Source organism: Pantoea jilinensis (assembly GCF_019104105.1).
GTDB classification, from domain to species: Bacteria; Pseudomonadota; Gammaproteobacteria; order Enterobacterales; family Enterobacteriaceae; genus Pantoea; species Pantoea eucalypti.
Map to the genome: position 1 here is coordinate 2,416,141 of NZ_CP077746.1, position 11,829 is coordinate 2,427,969.

Consider the following 11,829-nt stretch of genomic DNA (forward strand, 5'->3'; position numbering starts at 1 on the left):
AATCATTATCCTGCTGCAAAAACTGTACCGCAAAACCAGTGCAGCCCCGGCATAAAGTTGCTACGACTGCGTACTCGCCAGATAGGAGAATGCACTGAGTAAGCTGATCAACGTTTCCATTTTCTCCGCCTGATACGCCACGGTAACGGCATCAAGGCGCGTGACGCCGGGGATAAGACTGAACAGATCGGCCAGTACAGGTTTAGTGGCCTGAAGCCGCATCGTGTAAGGTGCCGTCAGGCGGGTTGTGCTCACCTGATGGAGATGTTGCAGTGCGGCACTTGCTGCGGCAGCGATCGCATGCTGTGCCGCCTGCGGACTGACCGATTCCGCGCAGGTATGCGAAATAGCGCGCTTTACACAGACGTAATCGACCGCTGGGTAATATTCCGCTATCCAGCTCTGTAACTGATCGTCACCCGTGACCAGCAGCAATGGCGTGCCCTGTTCAGCAGCGGCAGCCGCATAAATATCGGTTTCGCCCATCACCAGATCATTAATATGGATACGCCAGAATGCCCGACCGTTAATGGTATGCGCCAGTACGCCAGATTCACCTGCTGCGCTGTGAAATCCCACCAGAAACAGCCCGTCGAACGTCTGCTGTTCTATCCCCTCCACCATCGACAGGCAGCGGGGTTTGCCCTGCACCAGTCGGGCGCGGGGATCGATATTTTCCGCACGCAAATTGGTCATCTGAGCATGGCTGTCTGCAACCACCACTTCGGTTGCCCCACCCGCAAACGCACCCGCAATCGCGGCATTCACTTCCTGCTCCATCAGACCACGGGCGATCTGATGCTCCGGGTGGCCGGGTGAACATTGCTCCGGGCGCATGACCCCCGCGATACCTTCAATGTCGGCCGAGATAAAAATTTTCATGAGGTTAATTTATCCAGAATCTGCGTCAGTGAGGGACGATGATGACCGCGAAAGCCAGTAACAGCCTCTGCGCTCAACAAGGCATCGAGTACAGCCTGTTCCGTTGCATCCGCTGCGGCAGCAAACAGCGGCTCCAGCGTGTCGTCCTGTGGCGGCAGTGGCAGCGGTTGCGTGGAAAACGCCACGGCAATATCGCCCGAGCCGTGTCCCCAGTAACTGCCCAGCCTTCCAAGACCGGCACCGGCTCGCTTCGCGATGCGCTTTAGCTGCCGTGTGTCCAGCGGGGCATCTGTTGCCATGATGATGATGACAGAGCCGGCATCACGCTGCGGCGCCTCTCCGGCGAGCAGCGGCGCAATCATCTCGCCCGCCCGGACGCCATCCAGTGTGAGTGCCTCCAGCGCGCCGAAATTGGCCAATACCAGCACGCCAAGCGTGGCGTTGAGTGAAGGAATTACCCGTGAGGCGGTTCCGATGCCCCCTTTCAGACCGAAACAGCTCATCCCGCGTCCCGCGCCGACGCTGCCACGCGCGAAGTCTGCGGAGGCCGTCTGCAGCGCCGCCTTAGCCATATCCTCACTGATTGCCAGCGCCTGGATATCATTCAGCCAGCCATCGTTGCACTCCAGCACCAGTGGGTTCACCGTGGGCAACGTCCGGCCCAGTTCCGGATTATGACGGATGGCATCGCGCACCAGCGCCGTAAACAGCGTGCCAACCGCCAGCGTGTTACTGAGCAGAATCGGCGTCTGAAGCACGCCAAGTTCCTCTATCTGAACCAGTCCGACGGGTTTCGCAAAGCCGTTCAGCACCTCAGCCCCACACGGCAGCGGCGTGAGAAACAGATTATCGCCCGGCGGCAGGATAGTGGTGACGCCAGTCTGCTTTTCGCCTTCATTCAGCGTGTAATGTCCGACACGCACGCCCGCAACATCGCTGATGCGATTAGTGGGTCCGCAGGCGCTTCGTGGCTGCCCAAGCTGACGCAGGTTACGCCAGCGATCAAGCAGCAGATCGCGCTGTAGTTGTTGGTAATCCATCGTCAGCCCTTGAGTTTGGGATCGAGTGTATCGCGCAACGCGTCGCCAAGCAGATTGAATGCCAGCACGGTGATAAAAATCGCCAGCCCTGGAAATACGCTCATGTGCCAGGACCCGGCCATCATCATGCTGCGGCTCATCGCCAGAATATTTCCCCATTCCGGCACATCAGGCTCCGGACCCAGCCCGATAAAACTCAGGCCCGCCGCAGTCAGAATACTGGTACCAATGCGCATGGTAAAATAGACAATCACGCTGGAGAGCGTGCCGGGCAGAATATGCCGCAGAATAATCACGCGGTCTGGCGCACCGGCACAGCGCACAGCTTCAACATAGGCAGCCTGCTTCAGAGAGAGCGTCGACGCCCGCACGATGCGGGCAAATACCGGCACGCTGAATACCGCAACCGCGATAATGACATTATTCAGGCCCGTCCCCAGCAGCGCCACCACCGCAATGGCCAGCAACATGCCGGGAAACGCGAATAAGACGTCGGCACCGCGCATGATCAGCATATCGACCCAGCCGCCGTAATAGCCCGCCAGTAACCCGAGCATGACCCCGACCAGCATGCCGATCGTCACCGACAGCACGCCGATATAGAGCGAGATACGCGCGCCATAGATAATGCGACTGAGCAGGTCGCGTCCCAGTTCATCGGTCCCCATCCAGTGTGCCGCCGTTGGCGGCGACGACAGCGCCATCCAGTCCGGGGCCATAGGATCCCAGGGCGCCAGCCAGGGCGCAACGATCGCCACCACAATCAACAGCAGCACAAAGCCGCCTGAGACCAGTGCCAAAGGGTTACGCACGAAGGCATGCAGGAAATCGCGCCACGGCGAACGAATGATCTGAGGCGGGTTGTCAGTCAGCAATTGACTACTCATTTCGGCTCCTGTCGCAGGCGAATGGCTGGGTTAACTACCGCGTAAAGCAGATCGACCAGCAGATTAATCACAATAAATTCAAACACGAACAACATCACGAGTGCCTGAATCACCGGCTGATCCTGCGCTTTGATCGACTCAATCAATAACCAGCCTAACCCTGGCCAGTTGAAAACACTCTCGACGACGATGGAGCCACCCAGCAGAAAACCGAACTGCAGACCCAGCATGGTAATCACCGGAATGAGCGCATTGCGCATCACATGCTTCCACGTTACCAGCCGGTTACGCAGTCCTTTGGCTTTGGCGGTGCGCACGTAATCTTCCTGCGCCACCTCAAGAAAGGCCGAACGGGTGAAGCGCGCCATGACCGCCGCAACCGACGAACCCAGCGTGATGGCGGGCAGGACAATATCACTGGCCTGGTTAAAACCGCTGACCGAAAACAGCCCAAAAGGCATCGCGACGAACTGAATAAGCAACAGCCCCAGCCAGAAGGCGGGCATCGAAATACCGCCTACCGCCACGCTCATCAGCGTCCAGTCCTGCCATCTTCCCCGTTTCAGGGCCGCCATCACGCCGAATAACAACCCGAGAATAACGGACCAGGTAAAACCTGCTAAGGCCAGCCACAGCGTCGGCATAAAGCCCTGTCGAATCACCTCCCGCACCGGTTGCTGAGTGCGATAGGTGGTGCCCAGATCGCCCTGCAACAGGCTGCCGATCCAGTGGAGATACTGTTGCGGCAGCGGATCGTTAAGCCCGAGATGCTGACGCGCCGCCTCGATGGCCTCGATGGGCGCATCCGGTCCGGCATATGCGCGCGCCGGGTCGCCCGGCATGAGCTTGATAAAACCGAATACCAGCAACGAGACCACCAGCAAAACCGGGATCATCTCCAGTAATCGGCGAATGATGTATGCAAACATGCCATTCCCTGAAATGAGGTGTGACTGGCCTCCTCACGTCTCCGCCCCTTTCGGGAGGGGTGACGAGAGAAGAACCGTCTTATTTAAAGGACGCCTGAGTGAACAGGAAATTGCCATCAGGCAGCATTGAAACGCCGCTCAGGGTGCTACGCTTGCCCACCAGGTTGTCTGGCGTACCAAGGAACGCCACCGGCGCTTCTTTCCACAAGACCTTTTGCGCCTGTGCATAGGCAATGCCGCGCTTTGCCGGATCGGCCGTCGCCAGCCCGGCTGCAATCGCTTTGTCTGCGTCAGGATTACTGAAGTAGGAGACGTTATAGGAGGTCGGCACCCAGGATTCGGTGGCAAACAGCGGACGCAGCGCCCAGTCGGCATCGCCTGTTGAGGTCGACCAGCCACCATAATAGAGGTCAAACTCGGCCTTTTTCGGGTCCTGTACACCCCACAACTTAGCGTTGCGCGTGCCGGAATCCATCGGCGTCACCGTGGCCCGAATGCCTGCCGTGGCCAGTTGCGCTTTCAGCACCTGAGCGGCACGGACGCTGGCCGTGGCATTGGTCACCCAGAGCTTAAGATCCAGACCATTCGGATAGCCCGCCGCTTTCAGCAAGGCTTTGGCCTTATCCGGCGCATAACTGTACTCAGGATCGGTTTGTTTCTGGTAGAACTGTACGCCTTCCGGTATAGCGGATGTGGCAGGTTTACCCAGACCGGCAAACGCCACTTTCAGCCACAGATTACGGTCAATCGCATAGTTGATGGCCTGACGCACCCGAACATCCGCCAGCGGCTTGTGCTGCGTGTTGATCGCCATGTAATAGAGATAAATGCTCGGATCGCGCTGAATGGAGAGATGGCTGTCCTGTTTCACGGCGGCGATCAGGTCTGAAGGCAGTGGCCAGATGGCATCCACCTGCCCCGATTTTAATGCGGCGACGCGTGTCGCATCTTCCGGACTCGGCGAGAAGATGACATGGTCAACTTTAGGCCATCCCTTCTGCCAGTAACCGTCATACTTCGCCAGCGTGACCGCTTTGCCCGGTGTCCAGTTAACAAATTTAAACGGACCGGTGCCGACCGGATGCAGTCGCAACTGCGCTTCGTCCGGGTATTGCTTAAGAATGGATGGACTCCACATCACCGCCGAAGGATGCGCCAGCGTGTTGATAAAGGCCCCGAACGACTGATTCAGATCGATTTTTACCTGGTCGGGTGCCATTACCGTGACCTTATCGATCATTTTGTAGAGGCTATTACGCTTCAGCCCTTTTTTCTGATCTGCCAGACGATCAAGGTTTGCTTTGACCGCATCGGCATCAAACGGGGTACCGTCCTGGAAAGTGACACCTTTGCGCAGCGTCAGCGTAAATTCGGTGGCACTGTCATTAGAGGTATAACCGGTCGCCAGCCAGGGCTGCAGCTTCATCGCGGGATCAAACTGGAACAACCGCTCAAAGATGCCGCTCTGCACCGAGTAGCTGACATTATCTGAGGTGTCATGTGGATCCAGCCCCGTGATATCGGCATACATTGAAATGCGCAGATCCTGTGCCTGCGCAGTCATGACCAGCGTCGTCGTCAATGCGAGGGTTAGCGAAGTACGGCGAAACAGCGTTTTCATAGATTCTCCTGGTCGTTGAGGATAATTACAATGCAATGCCGTCAGCGACCCAATGCTGGGGCGCAACCTGGCGATAACGGGGTTTAGTGACCGTTTCACCCACCTTACGCAGCGGCGAGGGAATTTCGCTGTCATCGAAAAGACGGGGCTGACGGTTCTCTGGATCGGCGACTGGCACGGAAGCCAGCAGACGTTGGGTATAGGGATGTTGCGGCTGATTAAAGACCGACTGACGTGGTCCAAGCTCCACAATCTGGCCGAGGTACATCACCGCGACGCGATTCGCAATACGCTCGACGACCGCCATATCGTGAGAGATGAAAATCCATGCCACGCCCGTTTGCTGCTGCAGGTCCATCATCAGATTGACCACCTGTGCCTGAATTGAGACATCCAGCGCCGATACCGCCTCATCCGCAATAATGACTTTCGGTTTCAGCGCCATAGCGCGGGCAATGGCAATACGCTGACGCTGACCACCCGAAAATTCGTGCGGATAACGACGCGCATGCTCTGGCAGGAGACCGACGCTCTTCAGCAGCTCATCAATCTGTGGGGAAGCCTGTTCCAGTGAAGAGACCATGCCATGTAATAGCAATGGCTCGGCAATGGTAAAACCCACTGTCAGGCGGGGATTCAGTGAGGCATAAGGATCCTGAAACACCATCTGGATTTCACGGCGCAGCGGCTGGAACGCGGCCTCTTTCAGGTCAGAAATTTCCTTTCCTTCAAAATGAATGCTTTCAGCGTCACTGTTGATGAGGCGCATCAGCGCCCGTCCGGTGGTCGATTTGCCGCAGCCGCTTTCACCCACGATGGCCAGGGTTTCACCCGGCCACAGACTGAAATCAATCTGTTCCACTGCATGCACATGATGCGTAAGGCTTGAAAAGATACCGCTGCGGATCGGGTAATAGACTTTCAGGCCGCGCACATCCAGCAGCGGCGCGACATCATAGCGAGCGGTTTGCTGTTCGCTTTGCTCAGCCTCGCCCGCACCCGGCAGAGGAAAGCGTTGTGGCCACGCGTGTTCCCGCATATCGCCGAGTTTTGGCACTGCCGCCAGTAACGCCTGGGTATAAGCGTGCTTCGGGGCGGCAAAAATCTCAGATACGGTTCCCTGCTCGACCACTTCGCCTCGCAGCATGACCACCACGCGATCGGCGATTTCCGCTACCACGCCCATATCATGGGTGATAAACAGCACCGCCATCTGTTTCTCGCGTTGCAGGTCACGCAGAATATGGAGAATGCGCGCCTGAACGGTGACATCCAGCGCAGTGGTCGGCTCATCAGCAATCAGGAGTTGCGGGTCACAGGCAAGGGCCTGCGCAATCATCACACGCTGCCGCATGCCGCCTGACAGCGAGTGCGGATAGCTTTTCATGACGCGATCCACATCGGCGATTCGCACCTGTCGCAGCAGTTCACGCACGCGCGCATGGGCCTGCTTTTTGTCACACAGATGGTGATCGCGTAATGCCTCCGTAAGCTGATCATCAACGCGCAGCACCGGATTCAGCGACGTCATGGGCTCCTGAAAGATCATCGCCATTTCACGGCCACGCAGTGTGCGGCGCTGAGCGTCATCCAGCGTTTCTAACGCATGCACGTTTCCGCTCCGGTCGCAAAACTGCATACTGCCGTGATCGATACAGCCGTTATTTGCCAGCAGGCCCATCACAGCCAGCGACGTGACCGATTTACCGGAGCCGCTTTCGCCCACGACAGCGACAATTTCACCGGGATGAATGGCAAAACTGATGCCTTTGAGCGCCTGATTTTCACCGCTGCGTCCATGAAACGAGACGCTGAGATCCTGAATCGCCAGCACGGGGGATGACGAGGCAGCACCGGTTGCAGGGGAAGTACGTTCTGTGTCCGTCATCGTCGCCTCGCAGAGTTATAGCCAGATGCGGCCTTCGGAGTAGCTCAAAAAAGGAGAACTGTCGGCGGCAAGCCAGATGGGGCCATCCAGATCGACGAACTCTGCGTTAACCGCGACGGGCAATGCCGCATCCATGGCCAGTGACGAGCCCAGCATGCAACCGACCATGATGCGCATATTCAGCGTCCGGGCTTCATCCGCCATCGCCAGCGCTTCCGTCAGGCCACCGCACTTATCCAGCTTGATGTTGATCATTTCGTAACGATCGCGTAATCCGGCAATATCCACCCGTGTATGGCAGCTCTCATCGGCACAGACCGGTATGGGATGCTTAAAGCGTTGCAGGTCATGATCCTGTCCGGCGGGAAGCGGTTGCTCGACCATCGCAATATTGAAGGCCTTCAATGCCACCAGCAGGCTTTCAAGGTCCAGCCCCGACCACGCTTCATTGGCATCGATAATGAGCGTGGCATGCGGTGCCGCCGCACGAATCGCCGCCACTTTTTCCAGAATCTCACTGCGGTCGAGCTTAATTTTGAGCAGGATGGCGCCACGTAACACGGCATCCGCCGCCGCGAGAGCCATATTTTCCTGCGTATCCAGGCTAAGGGTTTCTGCCGTAATGACTGACTCATGCTGAGAGCACGCACTCATTTGCCACAGCGTCTGATTCGCCCGGGCGGCATCCAGTCGCCACAGCGCACAGTCCAGCACGTTGCGCGCAGAACCGGCGGGTAAACGCTGTTGCAGATCATGACGGCTCAGGCCCGACTCTACCTCAGTACGAACGGCTTCGAGCATAGTCTGAACGCTCTCCGGCGACTCATCGTAACGCGCCGTCGGGGTACATTCGCCCTGCCCGATGAAACCCTCCTGCTCCAGTGTGACCCGGATGACCGTCACGGCGGTACGTGTACCACGTGCGATAGCAAAGGGGCGGGCCAGCGGCAGCTCCACCACATCAATCTGCAACTGTCGCATTTCAGCCACGCTCCTGAAGCAGTGCGGCGATCCCATCAATACCAAAACGCACCGGATCCGTGGCCGGTAAGCCGAACTCAGCGCTGATTTCGGCGCAAAAAGCGAGCGCCTCTTCTTCACTGTAATTGGAGGTGTTGATAGCAAAGCCAGCAAGCTGAACGGACTCACTGGTCACCTGCGCGGCACGCAGATTGGCTTCCACGCACGCCTGCAGGCTGACCATGGGCTGGTGTGGCAAATGACGCATATGAGGACGTCCCATTTCGTGACACATCACCAGCCAGTGCGGTTGGGCACCGTGCATCAGGCCCATACTCACGCCCGCATAGGAGGGATGGAACAATGAGCCCTGCCCTTCAACGATATCCCAGTGGTCCTCGTCATTTGCCGGTGAGAGCGCCTCTGCTGCACCGGCAATAAAGTCAGCGATAACCGCATCCACAGCGATGCCCTCCCCTGCGACCAGAATGCCGGTCTGTCCCGTGGCACGAAAATCAGCTTTCATGCCGCGCGCACGCATCGCAGCTTCCAGCGCCAGAGAGGTGTACATCTTGCCCACAGAGCAGTCCGTACCCACGGTCAGGATGCGCTTACCTGAGCGCTTCTTACCGCTGCCCACACTGAGCGCCGGACGCATATGACGCAGGTCGAACAGCTCAACGCCAGCAACCTGCGCAAGCGCGACCAGTTCCGGTTCGTCCACCAGCCGGTGGTGCAGACCACTGGCCACATTCATACCTGCCTGAATGGCACTTTTAATCGTTTCCAGCCAGTGCGCTGGCAGATAGCCGCCGGCATTCGCCGTGCCCAGCACCAGCGTTTTTGCGCCGCGCACTTTAGCGCCGGGAATATCCAGTTCATCCAGACCCAGACTGACCGTGCAGCCCGGCAGTTTAATTTCGCCAACGCACTGGTCCGGCCGCCAGATATGAATACCGCGCGCCGTTTTTGCCGCGAGGGGATCGGTAACATCGCCAAGAAAGAGTAAATAGGGTTGTGGGATTAGCATGTTGTCTCTCGTTTCAGCCAAAAGATCAGGTTCTGAAACCACTATTTCATGCGTTCTGAAAGGTGACGAATGCTTGTTTAGCAGGAGGGTATAACGGCAGGTTATAGCCAGAGGGAATAGTGATGACAGGTGGGTTTTTCAGGGGGTTTGGCACAGGGAATGGGTTCAAGCAAGGGGTGGGTCATAGGAAAAAGATTGCGTTCGGGCAGGCAGGATGAATATGGGCAAGGGGAGGAAATGGCTTACGGAGTATCTAACGCCGGGCCGCTGGTGAGAGCATTCATAACGAATGCCAGCGACCCTTCCGGGTTATATCAGCGCAACAAAAGAATCCCCTACCTGAAATTAATCCGTTTCTTCCGGTGCAAGGTGAAACAGCTTTTCTGCCATCGAAAGGATTCTGTCTTTATCGACTATTTTATCAACCCATTCTGCAGGGATGCCTGACAGTCCATACAAAGCGCCTGCTAACTGGCCTGCGGTGGCTGCCACGCTATCAGCGTCATCAGCAAGATTTGCCGCCAGCAAAATGGCATCTTTGAAATTGTTTGTATGCCAGACAGCCCATAATGCTGCTTCCAGTGTGTCGATAACGTAACCGGAGGAGCGGATTTGGTCACGATGCTTTTCTTTATATTCACCGGCATTGATGATCAGAGGTCTTACCATTAAAGACATTTTATGAGGCGCGAAGGCTTCATTTTTACCTAAACCGTTTAAAAGGTAATGTAAAATGGAGTTTAAGTACTGACAGCTATTTATTGACTCTGGTGCTCGATGTGTTGCTGTACTTTGTCTTTTGGCATCACGCCAGCCATCAATGAATGATTTTCGCCTAAAAATTGCTACGGGTGCATGACGAATCAACGAGGCGTTCCCTGCTGTATCAGGGGCGGTGTTACCAATCCAATCAGTACCATGTTTAATTACTTGTTCGAGAGCATAGCGGGTCGCATTACCGATATCGAAACAAACTCCATTCGCGCTATTATGCCCCGTTTTGTACCACTGAATTAACTTTTTCCTGAATAAATCAGTGTCACAGCTTTCCTTTTCAATATACGTTTCTGCCAGACACAGTGCCATTGAGGTGTCATCGGTCCACTCTCCGGCCTTGAGATTGAAAGGACCACCGCCCACCATATCGTAAATGTGAGAACTGTCGCGAGTCTGGAATTCCAGAGTGGTCCCCACTGCATCACCAACAGCCAGTCCAATGAGTAAACCTTTGGCTTTATCTAAGGCTTCAACGTCAGAAATACTTTTTTTCAGCGTATGCATCCACTCAGGTTTCACTGGCTTTTCATCAGGCATTGGCTGATGTTCGTAAGCCATCCGGTTGATGAGTTGAGGCGATAGCTCAGGGAGTAGATGTGCATATTTTCTGGCGTATGTTCTGAGTTCAGACTCTGACAATCTTAGATCTATCATATAAATTCCTTTTCAATTGCGTGGTGGTAAAGCGCTACAACGTTTCTTAGTCGTGTCTCTTCGTTGTTCAGCAAACGCTAAGGACCAAAATAGTGCATTAACGTATCCATATCATGCCAGTCATCTTGTGTAAGTGGCTGTTTCTCCATGCTGTCAAATTTGTACCTGATGCCCTTCATTGGAATTGAGTACTCATTTTTTGTTGCTAAATCCATTAACAAGAATATATCATCCTTCATATTAAGCTCAGCCTGAACGATAGTGACAATTGATTGTAGCCGTTCTGTTATAAACATCATAAGCTACATCAATGCTGCCCCAGGCACCGCTTAAAGGTAATGAAGTTCTCGCCTGTTCCTTAAACCAACGTTTTAATCTTTGAGTTACGTCCCTAGTCAGGCTTTTCTGCTCACCCATCAACAATTTTTCTGGTGCAAAACTCCAGTGCGATATTAAAGCGGCTGAGTTCCCGGGCTCAATAAAATTGACAACCAAATAAATATCGCCACTGTTATTGCTTTTAAGTGGGAAAATACTTCTATATGAAACTGTGTCCCCGCCATTATCTGGCCATGGCTCCCAGATAAACCCAGGAATTACCATTAACTCATGCTTAGTTATTTTTGGGGTTACAATCAACGAGTCATTAAAAACCAGTTCTCCCGCTGCGTATTTTAAGCTCATATTTAAAAGATCGTCCTTGTTATTACAGATTGAGACACGATCATAACTCTGCCCTTACCTCTTCAACGACAGTCCACTAAAGAGATCCATCATAAAATCACTCTCCGTTTTAAATGAACCAGCTTCAGTTGCAGCAGGACCAGACAGTCTTCCATCACTGACCTGGTGTTGGTGTGGAATCCGGTCATCATCATGCAGCCGATTTCGCTCCAATACGTCTATAAAAAATAAGTCGCTGAAACGCACGATCTTTGCCGCTTTTTAGCAAAAATTAAAATAAATCTCTCTTAATAAATCTCCATCTTTTTCATCCATAGTGACATCTTTTACCCTGTTCAGGTCTGCAAGAATCCCTTTTACAGGAACATCATCTTTTAGAATACTTTCGAAGAAATCACTTCTATTGCTTTCCGGAACATATTTATTAATTAAATAAAACAGGTGCTCCCTTAACGCTTGCTGAGTCATCGTATCTAC

Annotated in this window: 11 protein-coding genes; all 11 read right to left on the minus strand. The window is 54.6% G+C overall.

Annotation, left to right across the window (positions count from 1 at the left end):
- Positions 1-60: 60 nt before the first annotated feature.
- The 11 genes from KTJ90_RS11365 to KTJ90_RS11415 all read right to left on the minus strand — a co-directional run bounded on the left by KTJ90_RS11365 (position 61) and on the right by KTJ90_RS11415 (position 11,820).
- Positions 61-882 carry a M55 family metallopeptidase gene (locus KTJ90_RS11365; protein ID WP_039660403.1) on the minus strand — a complete coding sequence of 274 codons (822 nt, stop codon included), beginning with the start codon at positions 880-882 and terminating at the stop codon, positions 61-63.
- Complete coding sequence (locus KTJ90_RS11370; RefSeq protein WP_499024640.1) at positions 879-1,922, minus strand: DmpA family aminopeptidase; 1,044 nt, start codon at positions 1,920-1,922, stop codon at positions 879-881. The genes KTJ90_RS11365 and KTJ90_RS11370 overlap by 4 nt, the downstream gene beginning before the upstream one ends.
- A gap of 2 nt (positions 1,923-1,924) precedes the next feature.
- Positions 1,925-2,809 (minus strand): ABC transporter permease family protein, encoded by an 885-nt coding sequence (locus KTJ90_RS11375; protein ID WP_499024642.1) that lies wholly within the window; start codon positions 2,807-2,809, stop codon positions 1,925-1,927.
- Complete coding sequence (locus tag KTJ90_RS11380; RefSeq protein ID WP_003850806.1) at positions 2,806-3,738, minus strand: ABC transporter permease; 933 nt, start codon at positions 3,736-3,738, stop codon at positions 2,806-2,808. Before KTJ90_RS11380 ends, KTJ90_RS11375 begins: the two co-directional genes overlap by 4 nt.
- A gap of 79 nt (positions 3,739-3,817) precedes the next feature.
- Positions 3,818-5,359 (minus strand): glutathione ABC transporter substrate-binding protein, encoded by a 1,542-nt coding sequence (locus KTJ90_RS11385; protein WP_039660406.1) that lies wholly within the window; start codon positions 5,357-5,359, stop codon positions 3,818-3,820.
- A 25-nt stretch (positions 5,360-5,384) separates the two neighbouring features.
- Entirely contained in the window at positions 5,385-7,247 is a 1,863-nt protein-coding gene (locus KTJ90_RS11390; protein WP_182629721.1) for an ABC transporter ATP-binding protein, read from the minus strand.
- A 15-nt stretch (positions 7,248-7,262) separates the two neighbouring features.
- Positions 7,263-8,228 carry an N-acetyl-D-Glu racemase DgcA gene (gene dgcA / locus KTJ90_RS11395; protein WP_182629720.1) on the minus strand — a complete coding sequence of 322 codons (966 nt, stop codon included), beginning with the start codon at positions 8,226-8,228 and terminating at the stop codon, positions 7,263-7,265.
- A gap of 1 nt (position 8,229) precedes the next feature.
- A complete protein-coding gene (dgcN, locus tag KTJ90_RS11400; RefSeq protein ID WP_182629719.1) occupies positions 8,230-9,237 on the minus strand; it encodes an N-acetyltransferase DgcN in 1,008 nt (335 codons plus the stop codon).
- Positions 9,238-9,582: 345 nt separating this feature from the next.
- Positions 9,583-10,668 carry an ADP-ribosylarginine hydrolase Tri1 gene (tri1, locus tag KTJ90_RS11405; protein ID WP_182629718.1) on the minus strand — a complete coding sequence of 362 codons (1,086 nt, stop codon included), beginning with the start codon at positions 10,666-10,668 and terminating at the stop codon, positions 9,583-9,585.
- Between the two features lie 246 nt (positions 10,669-10,914).
- Positions 10,915-11,352: a hypothetical protein gene (locus KTJ90_RS11410; RefSeq protein WP_499024645.1), complete on the minus strand. Its 438-nt coding sequence runs from the start codon at positions 11,350-11,352 to the stop codon at positions 10,915-10,917.
- 261 nt (positions 11,353-11,613) lie between these two features.
- Positions 11,614-11,820, minus strand: a complete 207-nt coding sequence (locus KTJ90_RS11415) for a hypothetical protein (RefSeq protein WP_039660502.1) — start codon at positions 11,818-11,820, stop codon at positions 11,614-11,616.
- Between the last annotated feature and the right edge of the window lie 9 nt (positions 11,821-11,829).